Below are 14458 nucleotides of genomic sequence, written 5' to 3' on the forward strand. Positions count from 1 at the left end.
AGGGTAAGGGAATTTGTATGGAAGGAGCCTACCCATGAAAAGATATTCCTTTCTTTTTCTATTGCCCCTTCTTCTTCTATCCGCTTGTGGCGGTGGTGGGGATACGGGCAGTGGCAAAATGGATTATGAAGAAACCAAAAAGATGGTTGTTGATATATTAAAGACGGATGATGGTAAAAAAGCCATCCAACAAGTCATGTCTGATGAAAAAATGAAGTCAGAGCTTATTATGGATCAGGGTGTGGTAACCGATACGATATCCAAAACCCTCACATCCGATAAGGGAACAGAATTCTGGAAGAAATCCTTTGAAGATCCGAAGTTTGCTGAAGCCATGGCAAAAAGCATGAAGGATGGCAATGAAAAATTGCTCAAAGACCTCATGAAGGATCCTGAGTACCAAGGGATGATGATGGACCTTTTAAAAGATCCGGAATTCAAGAAAGAGCTTACCGAGGTATTAAAGAGCCAGGAATACAAAGAACATCTGCAAAAGGTGATTACAGAAACCTTCCAAAGTCCGTTATTCAAGGCGAAGCTGCAGGATGTTTTATTGAAGGCTGCAGGGGAAATCAAAGATGGCGGAAAAAGTGAAGGCAGCAGCAGTCAATCCTCCGGCAGTGACCAGGGTGGTTCCGGAGACTCCGGTGGTACAGGCAGCGGAGGGCAGTAGAGACCTTCCTCCTGTCAATGTGACAAATATAAAAAGGGACCAAATGCATATCTCAGCATTGGTCCCTTTTTTGCTTCTTTAGGACAGTTTTTCAATTACTTTGTGAGCGATTTCCCCATATATCTGACCGAGTCGGTGATCCTCTGCATAAATGGAAGGGGCGAAATCCGCTTCATCCCAGTCCGGCTGCTGGAGTGGAAGCTTGCCAAGTAAATCGGTACGGAGCTCTTCTGTAAGCTTCTCTCCACCGCCTTGACCGAAGACGAATTCTTTTTCACCTGTCAGTTTGCTTTCAAAGTAAGACATGTTTTCTACCACACCAAGGATGTCATGGTCGGTTTGAAGGGCCATGGCGCCTGCACGGGCTGCAACGAATGCCGCTGTCGGATGAGGTGTCGTCACGATGATTTCCTTACAGTGTGGAAGCATTGTATGAAGATCCAGAGCAACGTCCCCTGTTCCCGGTGGCAGGTCCAGCAGTAAATAATCCAGGTCGCCCCACTCGACTTCAGAGAAGAAGTTATTCAGCATCTTACCAAGCATCGGCCCTCTCCAAATAACAGGGGCATTATCCTCTACGAAGAACCCCATGGAGATGACCTTCACGCCGAATCGTTCTACTGGAATAATTCTTTCCCCGCGTACGACCGGTCTCTTCACGATCCCCATCATATCGGGAACACTGAATCCGTAAATATCGGCATCCACAAGACCCACCTTTTTGCCTTGACGGGCAAGTGATACGGCAAGGTTAACCGAAACCGTTGATTTTCCTACTCCGCCTTTTCCGCTGGCAATCGCAATGAAGGTCGTCTTACTTGCAGGGGATAACAGGTCCGTCCCTTCCCCGCCTGCTCCTCTATGCTTTTCAAGCTCCTCTTCCGGAAGCTCGGTGAAACGGATCCCCACAGATTCCGCTCCATTCTCCTTTAATACTTGTACAATCTGCTGTTGGAATTGCATTTGCTCCCCGGTACCCGTTTTGGCGATGGCAATTTTCACACTGACATGGTTCTTTTCTTCTTTAACGGAGATGTCTACAACACCATTTGTTTCTTGTAAAGTTTTATTTAAAAAAGGATCTTTCAATCCAAATAAAAGTTCGCGTGTTTGTTGTTCCGATAACATGAATAACCACCCTTTTCTATGTATTCGTTTTCAATCACCTGTTTTCAGTATAACATATTCTCCGTTGAATGAATGCTCAAAAGGTTTTGAATGCTTTTGCCGAATAATAAAAAAAGCTGAGAGGTTATTCCTCGTCAGCTTTTTCTTTGTCTTCATTGTCCGCGGTCAGGTAGTTGAGTACCCCTTGGTAGACGGAGGCAGCAATCTTTTGCTGATAGTCCTCTTTAAGGAGGTTGGCACGCTCTCCCGGGTTGGAGAGGAAACCGATTTCCACGAGGGCTCCCGACTTTTTAGCATGTTTCAGGACATAGACATTTTGCAGACCCTTTGCTTCCCGGGTCGTGTTTTCCAGATTTCGTATCAGCTCTGCTTGGATCGCTTTGGCGAGGACTTTATTTTCTTCATACTTTGGATTGTAGAAAGTCTGGGCCCCGCTCCATTTCGCAGATGGAATCGAATTCAAGTGGATGCTGAGAAACATATCCGCTTGGGATTCATTGATCAAACTCAGCCTTTTCTTAAGATCTTCCACTTTTCTTCGGCTGTATCCCCTAGTACCTTCATCAGCAAGATCTTCATCCTTCTCACGCGTCAGAATCACGAGGGCACCTTGTTCCTGAAGATAATCCCTTATCATCAGTGAGACATTCAATGCAATGTCCTTCTCCAGTGCCTTCTCATCTCCCGCCCCGCCGTCCGGTCCACCATGTCCCGGATCTATATATATGATCTTTCCTGATAGGGGGAGATTCCACGAATCCCATGTATCTTTGTCTAATATTTTATATTGAATGATGAATAATAAAATAGCCAGTGCAGAAATTATCCCGATAACTTTCAGTTTCTGAACCATTCCAGTCCTCCTATTTCAAGTCTTGGCGACGGAAGAAACCCCGATGCCTTTACTAAAAAATATGGGACAAGAATGGGTTTTAGAACTGAAATTAATGCAACCGTAATTTGTGACGCTTGATGCCTTTTTCGTACCCTTCCGACCACCATGTTTCCACAAAATGCTCACAGCAGAAATAAAAGGACTCATCTACTTCATTCGATACACCCATCTCAGACCAGTACAGCCAGAAATTATAAAGGGTATCAATGAAATGCTTCATTTCTTCCTCACAACGCTTTTTCACTAATTCAGTATCTTCACCTGAGTATCCGAATTTACTGATTTTCCCTCCAAGGAGGTAAGCTTCTATGGCAACATCAAAACACGCCTCATCAAATCCCTGCTGCATGAATACGCCGCCTTGAACCTTTATATATCCAAAATGCCGCCTGACACTATCCTGCAGCATCTTAATTGAAATTTCTTTCAGTAACGTTCTTTCCGTCTTGATCTGCTTCTCTCTTCTCTTTGTATTGAAAGTTGTAATAACGTTCAAAAATCATTCACCCCTTTGAACGTATTTTCCTACTTAACCCACCACTTCATTCGAGTAACTGTTACCAATTTTCTCGGAGGGACGGACCTCCAGATCGACGCTTCTGTAAGGTGTCATTTCCTGATATAAATGGATTCTGAAGCTGAATGATAGGCAAAATGGAGGTCCGTCCCTCAAACCCATATAAAAAAAAAGCCCAACCGACAGAATCGGCTGAGCTTTTGTGTGAAATAATAATTAACGCTTAGAGAATTGTGGCGCGCGACGTGCACCTTTAAGACCGTATTTTTTACGCTCTTTCATACGAGAGTCACGAGTTAATAATCCAGCGCGTTTTAGAGTTCCACGGTATTCAGGGTCTGCTTGTAGTAAAGCACGAGCGATTCCGTGACGGATCGCACCAGCTTGACCAGCATAGCCTCCACCATTAACGTTTACTAAAACGTCATAGTTACCAAGAGTTTCAGTTGCAACTAATGGTTGCTTAATTACTTCTCTTAGTGCTGCGAATGGGATATAAACTTCTACTTCACGATCATTGATAACAATGTTTCCGTTACCTGGTACTAAACGTACACGAGCTACTGAGCTCTTACGACGACCAGTTCCGTAATATTGAACTTGAGCCAAGATAATAACCTCCTCTTATTAATTATCCACGAAGTTCGTAAACTTCAGGTTGTTGTGCTTGATGTGGATGCTCTGCTCCAGCATATACATGTAATTTCTTGAACATTTGACGACCTAGAGAACCTTTTGGAAGCATACCTTTGATAGTAAGCTCAAGCATTTTCTCTGAGTAGTTTGTACGCATTTCTAATGCTGTACGTTGTTTTAAACCACCAGGGTGATTAGTGTGACGGTAGTAGATCTTGTCCGTTAACTTCTTCCCAGTTAGTTCAATTTTTGAAGCATTAAGAATGATTACATGATCACCAGTGTCAACATGTGGTGTGAATGTTGGTTTGTGTTTTCCGCGTAGAATTGAAGCAACTTCACTGGATAGACGTCCAAGAGTTTTACCTTCAGCATCTACAACGAACCATTTACGATCGATTTGGTTGGCTTTTGCCATATACGTTGTACGCATGATTTAACCTCCTATTTAATGAATCCGTAGTATTTATTTTCTAATCACAATAAGTTTCCGGGGCTTATCGTGGGGTTAATAACATACCATATGCTATATTATCTTGTTCCCAGTCTATTGTCAAGAGAATGTTACACCAGGATTAGTTGTTTTAGTATTTTTTTTGGAACATGATTATCATTTATAATACATGTTCCAGGTTTGCGCTTAATAAACTGGTCTTCTGAACATGGAAAGCGGTGGTTGATTTCCACTACAGGTGCTCGCTTTCCGCGGGGCTGGCGGTGAGCCTCCTCAGGCTTCGCCTTGCGGGGTCTCACCTGTCCAGCGTTTCCCGCAGGAGTCGAGCACCTTCCGGTACAATCAACAAAAGGGTGCTTCTAACCCCTTTTTCAAAATGCTAAACACACGCTAGAACTCATCAGAACCATAATCCACTTTCCACAAATACAATCCATGTGGCGGTGCGGTCTTTCCTGCACGGTTGCGATCTCGTGCTTCCAGTATTCCTGGTATCTCATCCACTGGTATATTCCCAGAACCTATCTCCAATAAAGTACCGACCAGGATCCTCACCATATTATATAGGAATCCGTTGCCCACAAAAGAAAAAATGATTTCTTCTTCGTGTTCCTGAATTTCAATACGATGAATGGTTCGTACTTTGTCTTCGACTTCCGTTTTCGCTGAACAAAAGCTTGTGAAGTCGTGCTCCCCGATCAGGTGCCGGGCAGCGCGCTCCATATCAGGAACGGAAAGCGTATGGGGATAGTGAAGGGCAAAATGCCTGTTGAACGGACTTCTTGACTCTCCTGTATAAACCCGGTAACGGTATTCTTTCTGCTCCACGGAAAACCGTGAGTGGAAGTCTGTTGAAACAAACACGGCTTCTTTCACGGTCACTTCATCCGGTAACCTTGTATTCAGTACGATCGGCCATTTCTCTTCTGGAATGGATAATGGTGTGTCAAAATGAAAGACCTGACCGTTTGCATGGACACCTGCGTCGGTCCGGCCAGACCCGCTGATCCGGACAGAAGCGCCTTTATGGATAGTGGACAAGATGCTTTCTATAAGTCCCTGGACGGTACGCTCTCTTGGTTGTACCTGATAACCATGAAAATATGTCCCATCATAGGCGATGGTACACTTCACTCTCTGCATACGTGACACTCCCGTTATCCTCTGAAAATAATTAATACCGTTGTGAGGAGGGCAAGAACGATTAACGCTCCCGTATCCTTCTTCTGCCAGGATAAGAGGCGGTATTTCGTCCTGCCCTCCCCGCCTTGATACCCTCTTGCTTCCATGGCCGTGGCCAGGTCTTCGGCGCGTTTAAATGCACTGACGAAGAGTGGAATCAATAAAGGGATGATCGCTTTGATCCGATCTTTGATGGGACCTGATGAAAACTCTGCCCCCCTGGCAATCTGTGCCTTCATGATTTTATCGGTTTCCTCCATCAGGGTTGGAATGAACCGCAGGGAAATCGACATCATGAGTGCCAATTCATGTACAGGGAATTTTACTTTTTTCAATGGATTCAAAAGCGTTTCAAGCCCGTCCGTAATCGTAATGGGTGAGGTCGTGAGCGTTAATAATGAAGTAACAAGGATTAGATAAAAAAATCGTAATGATATAAAGATCCCCTGTCTCAGCCCTTCTTCATGCACCGACAAGATACCCATGTCCAAAATGACGGGACCTTCCTTTGTAAAAAACACATGTAAGAAAAACGTAAATAAAATCAACCATAGAATAGGCTTCAATCCTCCGATGATAAAACGGATGGATAGGTTGGATAGTATGAGTGCGCTAAACGTAAAAAGACCGAGCAGTGCGTATGTTACAGCATTATTGGCCAGAAAGACGACACATATAAATCCGAAAATAAATAAAAGCTTTGCCCTGGGGTCCATTTGGTGAAGAATGGATTTGGCCGGTACATAACGGCCGAAGATCATTTTTTCCATCATAGTCCTTCACCTCCGACCTGGATTGCACGGATGGCTGAAGCTAATTCGTCTATTGTCAGACACGTCTTCGGAAGTTTCTTACCGGTCTCTTTTTCAAACCGGTATTGAAAACGAACCACATCCGGTACGTCCAGTCCCATCTCAAACAGTTCGTCCGTCTGGGAGAAGATTTCTTCAGGGGTTCCTTTTCGTTTTAAACGCCCCTTTTGCATGATGACGATCTCTTCTGCATAGTGAGCGGCGTCTTCCATGCTATGAGTGACGAGAATGGTGGTCAGCCCTTTTTCCTTATGAAGGGCATAGAACATGTCCATGATCTCCCTCTGTCCTCTTGGGTCGAGTCCTGCCGTCGGCTCGTCCAGGACAATGATCTCGGGATTCATAGCCAGTACACCTGCAATGGCAACACGTCTCATTTGTCCACCAGATAAATCAAACGGGGATTTCTGTAATACATCCTCTGACAGTCCTACTTTAACAATCAGCTCTTTGGCTCTTTGGATGGCTTCATCCTCCGGCACCCCGAAATTCATGGGGCCGTAGCAAATATCCTTAAGGACGGTTTCTTCAAAAAGCTGATGCTCAGGAAATTGAAAGACGATCCCTACCTTCTGTCTGACAGGCTTTAAATTCTTTGCCTTTTCCTTTGCCTTGATTTCGTGCTCGCCTACTTGCACAAGCCCTTCTGTAGGCTTTAATAATCCATTGAGATGCTGCAACAGTGTAGACTTGCCTGAACCTGTGTGACCGATCACAGCGAGAAACTGACCGGTTGGAATTGAAAGGTTGATATCTTGAAGGGCAAGTTTCTCGAATGGAGTGTTGAATGAATATCGGTATTCTACCTGTTGAAATGTGATCTGCATAATTCATCCACCAACTCTTCTTCTGTAAAGTATGTTTTAGACAGGGGAATCCCTGCTTCCTTCAGTGCACCGGCAAGCTTGATGGTGAAAGGAGAATCCAATCCAAGCTTTATGAGCTCATCCTCTAATAGGAATATTTCTTCCGGTATCCCTTCCTTAAAGACACTGCCTTGATTCAAGACAATCATACGATCTGCCTTCGTTGCTTCCTCCAGGTCATGGGTGATGGAGATCACCGTCAGGTTCTCTTCTTCTTTCAACTTCCTGACTGTTTCAAGAACTTCCTGTCTTCCCTTAGGGTCAAGCATCGATGTGGCTTCATCCAATATGATGATGGATGGCTGCAGTGCTACTACTCCTGCAATCGCCACACGCTGCTTCTGGCCCCCTGATAAATGGTGCGGCTCTTGATCAAGAAAATCTTCCATATGGACACTTTTTAAAGCATCATTGACTCTCTGTACCATCGATTCATAAGGTACTCCATGGTTTTCTAACCCAAAAGCCACATCATCCTCTACTGTAGCACCAACAAATTGATTATCGGGATTCTGAAAAACCATACCCAGCTTTGAACGGATGTCCCAGATAGAACTTTCCTCAAGAGTGATCCCGTCAACCGTCACTAGTCCCTTCTCGGGGAAATGAAGCCCATTCAGCATCTTGGCAAGGGTGGATTTACCGGATCCGTTATGTCCGACGATTGCGAGCCACTCACCTTGATTGACCGTCAGGCTGATGCCTTTTAGGGCATACGTACTCTGATCAGGGTATCTGAAGTGCACATCGTCCACTTTAATGATTTCCTTCAATTGTGTAACCTCCTCTACGCTATCCTTACTCAGCTCTGCTAAAAACCTTTGCATATAAAAAAAAGCCTGCACCCCGACCAAAGAAAAGAACATCTTTTCTTGTTCATCCATTGAACAGCTTCTATGAATATAGAAGTTGGAAGGGGTGCACGAGCTAGACGAGTCAGACAGCGCTGCTCATCGTAACGCTCTGCTTTTCATCACATGCACTTATACAAAAAGGGCAAAGAAGCAGTTAAGGATTAACTGTCCCGCCCTTAATGTTAGAAGTCACGAATTATTAAACTAATTCGATGATTGCCATTGGAGCACCGTCACCACGGCGAGGACCAACCTTCATAATGCGAGTATATCCGCCTTGACGCTCTGTGTAACGTGGAGCGATGTCAGAGAATAACTTTTGTAAAGCATCTTGGTTGTTTTCAGCGTTTGCAACTTCTTTACGAATGAATGCACCAGCTTGACGACGCGCGTGAATGTCACCACGTTTACCGAGTGTGATCATTTTTTCCACAACTGAACGAAGCTCTTTCGCACGAGTTTCAGTTGTTTCGATGCGCTCGTTAATGATTAGGTCTGTAGCTAAATCACGTAGCATTGCTTTACGTTGAGCACTGGTACGTCCTAACTTTCTGTAAGCCATTAAGGGTTCCCTCCTTTGTTGAGTCTATATATGAAAGAAGATGTTATCAGTCGTCTTTACGTAATCCAAGTCCAAGGTCTTCAAGTTTAACTTTAACCTCTTCAAGGGATTTACGTCCTAGGTTACGCACTTTCATCATATCTTCTTCAGTCTTGTTAGCAAGCTCTTGAACAGTATTGATTCCAGCACGCTTCAGGCAGTTATAAGAACGAACAGAAAGATCCAATTCTTCGATCGTCATCTCAAGAACTTTTTCTTTTTGGTCTTCTTCTTTTTCTACCATGATTTCAGCATTCTGCGCTTCATCTGTAAGGCCAACGAAAATATTTAAGTGTTCTGTTAGAATCTTAGCACCTAAAGAAATCGCTTCTTTTGGTCCAATACTTCCATCAGTCCATACATCAAGAGAAAGTTTATCGTAGTTCGTCATTTGACCAACACGAGTATTTTCTATTTGATAGTTAACGCGTGAAACTGGAGTGTAAATAGAATCGATTGGGATCACGCCAATAGGAAGATCCTCACGTTTGTTTTGGTCTGCTGGTCTGTACCCACGACCACGGGATGCACTTAAACGTACTCGGAAGTGACCACTCTTAGATAATGTTGCGATGTGTAAATCAGGATTTAACACTTCAACATCACTATCATGAGTAATATCAGCAGCCGTTACGACTCCTTCGCCCTGTACATCAATCTCCAGCGTTTTTTCTTCATCAGAGTAGATCTTCAACGCCAGCTTCTTGATATTCAAAATGATGGATGTGACATCCTCTACGACGCCTTCAATTGTTGAAAACTCATGCAGTACTCCATCTATTTGAATAGATGTGACAGCAGCACCTGGGAGTGACGATAATAGGATACGACGTAAGGAGTTACCCAAAGTTGTACCATATCCACGCTCAAGTGGTTCTACGACGAACTTTCCATATGTGGCATCATCGCTGATCTCAACCGTTTCAATTTTTGGCTTTTCAATTTCGATCATTAATATTTACCCTCCTTCAAAACGTCGAAACTCCGGGCTAAATAAGATAAAGTCCGAAATTCCCCATGTTTACGTTCCCTATTGTGCACCAACAACTGGTTACTTTTCTGAATGAACGTATCTTGTATCATATCCCATTATAGACAACGATACAAAATTTATACAGAAAATTAAACGCGGCGACGTTTTGGCGGACGGCATCCATTATGAGGAACTGGAGTAACGTCTCTGATTGCAGTAACTTCTAGACCTGCTGCTTGAAGAGCACGGATAGCTGCTTCACGACCAGCACCAGGACCTTTAACTGTTACTTCAAGAGTTTTTAGACCGTGTTCCTGAGAAGCTTTAGCTGCTGTTTCAGCTGCCATTTGTGCTGCGAATGGAGTGGATTTACGAGAACCTCTGAATCCTAGTGAACCTGCACTTGACCATGCAACAGCATTTCCGTGAACATCAGTAATAGTTACGATTGTGTTATTGAATGTAGAACGAATGTGTGCAATACCAGCTTCGATATTCTTTTTCACACGACGTTTACGAGTATTAGTTTTACGTGCCATACTAAGAAGTAACCTCCTTTACCTATTATTTTTTCTTGTTAGCTACAGTCTTACGAGGACCTTTACGTGTACGAGCATTGTTCTTCGTATGTTGTCCACGAACAGGTAGTCCACGACGGTGACGAAGACCGCGGTATGAACCGATTTCCATAAGACGTTTGATGTTTAGTGATACTTCACGACGAAGATCACCTTCTACTTTTAATTTATCAACGATATCACGAATCTTTCCTAGTTCGTCATCAGTAAGATCGCGAACGCGAGTATCCTCGGATACACCAGCTTCAGATAAGATTTTCGCTGCAGTATTTTTACCAATACCGTAGATGTATGTTAATGAAATGACAACACGTTTGTCACGTGGAATGTCTACACCAGCAATACGTGCCATAGTGATAGCGCACCTCCTTTAAGATTAGCCTTGTTTTTGTTTGTGTTTAGGGTTTTCACAGATAACCATGACTTTACCTTTTCTACGAATAACTTTACATTTTTCGCAGATTGGTTTAACAGATGGTCTAACTTTCATCTTATTCTAACCTCCTTAATAGTACGGAGTGCAATAGATTATTTATAACGATAAGTGATTCTACCACGAGTTAAGTCATACGGTGATAATTCCACTGTTACCTTGTCACCAGGTAGGATACGAATGAAATGCATACGGATCTTTCCTGAAACATGTGCCAGTACTGTATGACCATTTTCTAATTCTACCTTAAACATCGCATTGGGCAAAGTCTCGGCGACCTTACCTTCAACTTCAATTACATCATCCTTAGCCATCGAACATGTCTCCCTTCTTCTCATCATTTAATACTTCGTTAACAAACTTTGAAACAGCATAACGCAGTTTACCGTTCGTTACTCTGCCTGATTCTATAATACTGTTTTGAACTTCTGGAGAAACATAGTCACACAAGTGAAGATGAGCGATGTTCTTTCGCTTGGCGCGATCGAACTTTCGTCTATCCCCATCTGCTATCAGTACAAAACGTTCATCCAACTGCTGAATAACGACCGAGTAGCTTCCAGTCTCTCGCCCTTTGAGGGTTTGAACAATCTGGCCTATCCTCGGAACCGTTGATTCTGACTCGATCAATCCAATCACCTTCACTTAGGCTTTCGTCAATATCTCATAGCCGTCTTCAGTAATTGCTATGGTGTGTTCAAAGTGCGCACACATTTTATCATCTACTGTGACGACTGTCCAGTTATCTGATAACGTTCTAACATATCGACTTCCTGCATTAACCATTGGTTCAATAGCCAGTACCATGCCAGGCTTTAAACGCGGACCTTTGTTGGGTGGTCCATAATGAGGGATTTGCGGGTCCTCATGTAAGTCTTGACCAACTCCGTGTCCCACATACTCCCGAACGATTGAAAAGCCATTAGCTTCAACAAAAGTTTGTATACTATGAGAGATATTCGACAGACGCTCGCCTGGTTTCGCTTCTTTGAGGCCCAGAAATAATGATTCTTCCGTTACATCAAGAAGCTTCCGGGTTTCATCATCTATTGTTCCAACTGGATATGTCCAAGCTGAGTCACCGTGATAACCATTATATTTAGCACCGATATCGATGCTGATTATATCGCCATCTTTCAATACCCGATCGCCTGGAATTCCATGTACCAACTCATTGTTGACTGAAGCACAGATGCTGCCACGAAACCCATTATACCCTTTAAAAGATGGAATTGCATCATGTTTACGAATGAATTTTTCAGCAATTGCATCCAATTCCTTCGTCGATATTCCCGGAGAAATATACTTTTGCAATTCCGCATGAGTCAATGCAACAATCTTACCAGCATGCCGCATAATCTCAATCTCTCTCGGAGTTTTAGAAATGATCATTATGAAAGGCCTCCAAGTAGTTCATCAATGTCATCAAACACTCTATGGATGTCTTGTTGACCGTCAATGTTTTTCAGATAGCCTTTATCTTCGTAGTAAGCCAATAGTGGTTGGGTTTGTTTGATGTTTACGTCCAAACGGTTTTGAACCGTTTCTTCGTTATCATCTGCGCGTTGATATAACTCGCCGCCGCAGCGATCACAAACGCCCTCTTCTGTTGGCGGATTAAAGACAAGATGATAAGTAGCGCCGCACTCTTTACAGATCCTGCGACCTGTCAAGCGCTCCATCAGGATGTCCTTATCTACATTTATATTAATGACATAATTCATTTTTTTACCAAGATCAGCTAGGATGTTTTCAAGTGCTTCTGCCTGAGCAACCGTTCTTGGAAACCCATCCAGTAAGAAGCCTTTTTCACAGTCCTCTTTGCTTAATCGTTCACCGACGATACCGATTGTCACTTCATCAGGAACAAGATCGCCATTATCCATGAATGATTTAGCCTTCAAGCCTAGTTCAGTACCTTCTTTGATAGCAGCACGGAACATATCACCTGTAGAGATATGGGGGATACCATACTTATCTACGATTTTTTCAGCTTGAGTGCCTTTTCCTGCGCCTGGTAAGCCCATAAGAACTATATTCACTCGTACTCCCCCTAATTGTCTATAAAATGGTTTCAGGAACAAGATGTTCCCGAAAACCCTCTTATTTAATAAATCCTTTGTAGTGACGTTTCACTAACTGTGCCTCTAGTTGCTTCATTGTCTCAAGTGCAACCCCTACTACGATCAGTAAGCTTGTTCCACCGATTTGAGCTGCAGGAGGTAATCCTGCAAAGTTAATGAAGAAAACTGGAAGGACTGCGATAACAGCTAAGAAAATGGCCCCAACAAATGTTAGACGATACAGAACGCGAGTGAGATACTCTTGTGTGGTTTTACCTGGACGAATACCAGGGATATATCCACCTTGCTTCTTCAAGTTTTCAGCCATTTGTTCAGGATTCACTTGAATGAAAGCATAGAAATACGTAAAGGCAACGATCAGAGCTACATAGATGATCATACCAACTGGTTTGGTGTAATCAAAGATGTACTGGATAGTACTGGTCACATCATTGTCTCCAAAAAAGGATGAAATGGTCTGTGGCGTGATAATGAAAGAAATCGCAAAGATAACTGGAATAACACCCGCAGCATTCACCTTTAGTGGTAGATGTGTTGATTGTCCACCAACCGGACTACGCCCCACTAAACGTTTTGCATATTGAATCGGAATCTTACGAAGTGCTTGTTGGATAAACACGACACCAACCACGATTGCAATAACTGCTAAAACAAGAAGTGCAAGAACCACAATACGAAGGAAGAGCTGTTCGCCTGCTCCCTCGATTTGTTGAGCATAGATTTGGTTTACAGTGTTGGGGATTGCAGCAACGATACCTGCAAAGATCAGGATCGAAATACCATTCCCAACGCCTTTAGCCGTGATTTGTTCACCCAGCCACATAAGAAAAGCCGTACCAGCTGTTAGAACTAAAGCTATTAGTAGGTACGTACTGACTCCGGGGCTTTGGATAAGCATTCCACCGTAAATTCTATTGAAGCCGTAGGACATTCCTAAAGCCTGGATGAATCCAAGAATGATAGTGAAATAACGTGTGAACTGAGCTAATTTACGGCGCCCGACTTCACCCTGCTTAGACCACTCAGTAAACTTCGGTACAACATCCATTTGCAGGAGCTGCACGATGATCGAAGCTGTGATATAAGGCATGATTCCCATCGCGAAAATGGAGAAGTTCTTTAACGCACCGCCACCAAATGTATTCAGGAATCCAAGGATCCCTGCCTGGTCTTGCATTTTCAATACATTAGCGTCTACGTTTGGTACCGGAATGAAGGTACCAAGACGAAAGACTATTAACATTAGAAGGGTGAAGATAATTTTGTTTCTTATATCACCCACGCGCATAAAATTGGAGACAGTTTGAAACATTAGATCACCTCGGATGTACCGCCAGCAGCTTCGATAGCTTCTTTAGCAGTGGTTGAGAATTTTTGTGCTTTTACTGTAAGCTTTTTCTCGATTTTACCTTTACCAAGAATCTTAATTCCTGCTTTTTCGTTACTCACTACACCAGATTCTACAAGTAGAGCTGGAGTAACTTCTGTACCATCTTCGAAGCGATTCAATGCGTCAAGGTTGACGATTGCATATTCTTTACGATTGATGTTCGTGAATCCACGTTTAGGTAGACGTTGGAACAATGGTGTTTGACCACCCTCGAAGCCAGGACGAGTTCCGCCACCTGAACGGGCGTTTTGTCCTTTATGACCTTTACCAGCAGTCTTTCCATTACCTGAACCAATACCACGTCCTACACGATTGCGGACTTTACGTGAACCTTCTGTAGGCTTTAACTCATGTAATTTCATGTCGGCACCTCCTTCTTTTT

General features: G+C 43.4%; 21 protein-coding genes. 1 reads left to right on the forward strand and 20 read right to left on the reverse strand.

Annotation, left to right across the window (positions count from 1 at the left end):
- The first annotated feature begins 34 nt into the window (after positions 1–34).
- Complete coding sequence (gene gerD, locus N5C46_RS13780) at positions 35–673, forward strand: spore germination lipoprotein GerD (protein ID WP_261749100.1); 639 nt, start codon at positions 35–37, stop codon at positions 671–673.
- Positions 674–751: 78 nt separating this feature from the next.
- On the opposite strand, the gene N5C46_RS13785 is transcribed toward gerD, so the two are convergent.
- From N5C46_RS13785 to rplO, 20 genes are all read right to left on the reverse strand, one after another.
- Complete coding sequence (locus N5C46_RS13785) at positions 752–1801, reverse strand: Mrp/NBP35 family ATP-binding protein (protein WP_261749101.1); 1050 nt, start codon at positions 1799–1801, stop codon at positions 752–754.
- Positions 1802–1925: 124 nt separating this feature from the next.
- Positions 1926–2654: an N-acetylmuramoyl-L-alanine amidase CwlD gene (gene cwlD / locus N5C46_RS13790; RefSeq protein WP_261749102.1), complete on the reverse strand. Its 729-nt coding sequence runs from the start codon at positions 2652–2654 to the stop codon at positions 1926–1928.
- Between the two features lie 91 nt (positions 2655–2745).
- Positions 2746–3192, reverse strand: a complete 447-nt coding sequence (locus N5C46_RS13795; protein ID WP_261749103.1) for a YbaK family protein — start codon at positions 3190–3192, stop codon at positions 2746–2748.
- Between the two features lie 237 nt (positions 3193–3429).
- On the reverse strand, positions 3430–3822 hold the full coding sequence (rpsI, locus tag N5C46_RS13800) for a 30S ribosomal protein S9 (protein WP_034765933.1): 393 nt from the start codon (positions 3820–3822) through the stop codon (positions 3430–3432).
- 22 nt (positions 3823–3844) lie between these two features.
- Entirely contained in the window at positions 3845–4282 is a 438-nt protein-coding gene (rplM, locus tag N5C46_RS13805) for a 50S ribosomal protein L13 (protein WP_034765935.1), read from the reverse strand.
- Between the two features lie 411 nt (positions 4283–4693).
- Positions 4694–5446: a tRNA pseudouridine(38-40) synthase TruA gene (gene truA, locus N5C46_RS13810; protein WP_261749104.1), complete on the reverse strand. Its 753-nt coding sequence runs from the start codon at positions 5444–5446 to the stop codon at positions 4694–4696.
- A 14-nt stretch (positions 5447–5460) separates the two neighbouring features.
- Positions 5461–6258, reverse strand: a complete 798-nt coding sequence (locus N5C46_RS13815; protein WP_261749105.1) for an energy-coupling factor transporter transmembrane component T family protein — start codon at positions 6256–6258, stop codon at positions 5461–5463.
- Positions 6255–7124 carry an energy-coupling factor ABC transporter ATP-binding protein gene (locus tag N5C46_RS13820; RefSeq protein WP_261749106.1) on the reverse strand — a complete coding sequence of 290 codons (870 nt, stop codon included), beginning with the start codon at positions 7122–7124 and terminating at the stop codon, positions 6255–6257. Before N5C46_RS13820 ends, N5C46_RS13815 begins: the two co-directional genes overlap by 4 nt.
- Positions 7100–7936 carry an energy-coupling factor ABC transporter ATP-binding protein gene (locus tag N5C46_RS13825; protein WP_336275498.1) on the reverse strand — a complete coding sequence of 279 codons (837 nt, stop codon included), beginning with the start codon at positions 7934–7936 and terminating at the stop codon, positions 7100–7102. The genes N5C46_RS13820 and N5C46_RS13825 overlap by 25 nt, the downstream gene beginning before the upstream one ends.
- 280 nt (positions 7937–8216) lie before the next feature.
- On the reverse strand, positions 8217–8579 hold the full coding sequence (gene rplQ, locus N5C46_RS13830) for a 50S ribosomal protein L17 (RefSeq protein ID WP_034765940.1): 363 nt from the start codon (positions 8577–8579) through the stop codon (positions 8217–8219).
- 46 nt (positions 8580–8625) lie between these two features.
- Positions 8626–9570, reverse strand: a complete 945-nt coding sequence (locus N5C46_RS13835) for a DNA-directed RNA polymerase subunit alpha (protein ID WP_034765941.1) — start codon at positions 9568–9570, stop codon at positions 8626–8628.
- Positions 9571–9740: 170 nt separating this feature from the next.
- Entirely contained in the window at positions 9741–10130 is a 390-nt protein-coding gene (gene rpsK / locus N5C46_RS13840) for a 30S ribosomal protein S11 (RefSeq protein ID WP_032085294.1), read from the reverse strand.
- A gap of 25 nt (positions 10131–10155) precedes the next feature.
- Positions 10156–10521, reverse strand: a complete 366-nt coding sequence (gene rpsM / locus N5C46_RS13845; protein ID WP_034765943.1) for a 30S ribosomal protein S13 — start codon at positions 10519–10521, stop codon at positions 10156–10158.
- A 24-nt stretch (positions 10522–10545) separates the two neighbouring features.
- Positions 10546–10659: a 50S ribosomal protein L36 gene (gene rpmJ / locus N5C46_RS13850; RefSeq protein ID WP_003156543.1), complete on the reverse strand. Its 114-nt coding sequence runs from the start codon at positions 10657–10659 to the stop codon at positions 10546–10548.
- A 38-nt stretch (positions 10660–10697) separates the two neighbouring features.
- On the reverse strand, positions 10698–10916 hold the full coding sequence (infA, locus tag N5C46_RS13855; RefSeq protein ID WP_034765945.1) for a translation initiation factor IF-1: 219 nt from the start codon (positions 10914–10916) through the stop codon (positions 10698–10700).
- Entirely contained in the window at positions 10909–11232 is a 324-nt protein-coding gene (locus N5C46_RS13860) for a KOW domain-containing RNA-binding protein (RefSeq protein WP_034765947.1), read from the reverse strand. The genes infA and N5C46_RS13860 overlap by 8 nt, the downstream gene beginning before the upstream one ends.
- 15 nt (positions 11233–11247) lie before the next feature.
- Positions 11248–11994, reverse strand: a complete 747-nt coding sequence (gene map, locus N5C46_RS13865; protein WP_034765949.1) for a type I methionyl aminopeptidase — start codon at positions 11992–11994, stop codon at positions 11248–11250.
- Positions 11994–12644 (reverse strand): adenylate kinase, encoded by a 651-nt coding sequence (locus N5C46_RS13870; RefSeq protein ID WP_229597121.1) that lies wholly within the window; start codon positions 12642–12644, stop codon positions 11994–11996. The genes map and N5C46_RS13870 overlap by 1 nt, the downstream gene beginning before the upstream one ends.
- A 61-nt stretch (positions 12645–12705) precedes the next feature.
- Positions 12706–13998, reverse strand: coding sequence for a preprotein translocase subunit SecY (secY, locus tag N5C46_RS13875; protein WP_261749107.1), 1293 nt, complete (start codon positions 13996–13998; stop codon positions 12706–12708).
- Entirely contained in the window at positions 13998–14438 is a 441-nt protein-coding gene (gene rplO, locus N5C46_RS13880; protein ID WP_034765954.1) for a 50S ribosomal protein L15, read from the reverse strand. Before rplO ends, secY begins: the two co-directional genes overlap by 1 nt.
- Between the last annotated feature and the right edge of the window lie 20 nt (positions 14439–14458).

Origin of the sequence: Rossellomorea vietnamensis (genome assembly GCF_025398035.1) — a bacterium.
Lineage (GTDB): Bacteria > Bacillota > Bacilli > Bacillales > Bacillaceae_B > Rossellomorea > Rossellomorea vietnamensis_B.

Excerpts from the sequence above, each read along its gene's own strand:
- gerD (WP_261749100.1), top strand. The coding sequence starts at position 35 with ATGAAAAGATATTCCTTTCTTTTTCTATTGCCCCTTCTTCTTCTATCC.
- N5C46_RS13785 (WP_261749101.1), bottom strand. The coding sequence starts at position 1,801 with ATGTTATCGGAACAACAAACACGCGAACTTTTATTTGGATTGAAAGAT.
- cwlD (WP_261749102.1), bottom strand. The coding sequence starts at position 2,654 with ATGGTTCAGAAACTGAAAGTTATCGGGATAATTTCTGCACTGGCTATT.
- rplM (WP_034765935.1), bottom strand. The coding sequence starts at position 4,282 with ATGCGTACAACGTATATGGCAAAAGCCAACCAAATCGATCGTAAATGG.
- truA (WP_261749104.1), bottom strand. The coding sequence starts at position 5,446 with ATGCAGAGAGTGAAGTGTACCATCGCCTATGATGGGACATATTTTCAT.
- N5C46_RS13815 (WP_261749105.1), bottom strand. The coding sequence starts at position 6,258 with ATGATGGAAAAAATGATCTTCGGCCGTTATGTACCGGCCAAATCCATT.
- N5C46_RS13820 (WP_261749106.1), bottom strand. The coding sequence starts at position 7,124 with ATGCAGATCACATTTCAACAGGTAGAATACCGATATTCATTCAACACT.
- rplQ (WP_034765940.1), bottom strand. The coding sequence starts at position 8,579 with ATGGCTTACAGAAAGTTAGGACGTACCAGTGCTCAACGTAAAGCAATG.
- N5C46_RS13835 (WP_034765941.1), bottom strand. The coding sequence starts at position 9,570 with ATGATCGAAATTGAAAAGCCAAAAATTGAAACGGTTGAGATCAGCGAT.
- rpsK (WP_032085294.1), bottom strand. The coding sequence starts at position 10,130 with ATGGCACGTAAAACTAATACTCGTAAACGTCGTGTGAAAAAGAATATC.
- rpsM (WP_034765943.1), bottom strand. The coding sequence starts at position 10,521 with ATGGCACGTATTGCTGGTGTAGACATTCCACGTGACAAACGTGTTGTC.
- rpmJ (WP_003156543.1), bottom strand. The coding sequence starts at position 10,659 with ATGAAAGTTAGACCATCTGTTAAACCAATCTGCGAAAAATGTAAAGTT.
- infA (WP_034765945.1), bottom strand. The coding sequence starts at position 10,916 with ATGGCTAAGGATGATGTAATTGAAGTTGAAGGTAAGGTCGCCGAGACT.
- map (WP_034765949.1), bottom strand. The coding sequence starts at position 11,994 with ATGATCATTTCTAAAACTCCGAGAGAGATTGAGATTATGCGGCATGCT.
- secY (WP_261749107.1), bottom strand. The coding sequence starts at position 13,998 with ATGTTTCAAACTGTCTCCAATTTTATGCGCGTGGGTGATATAAGAAAC.
- rplO (WP_034765954.1), bottom strand. The coding sequence starts at position 14,438 with ATGAAATTACATGAGTTAAAGCCTACAGAAGGTTCACGTAAAGTCCGC.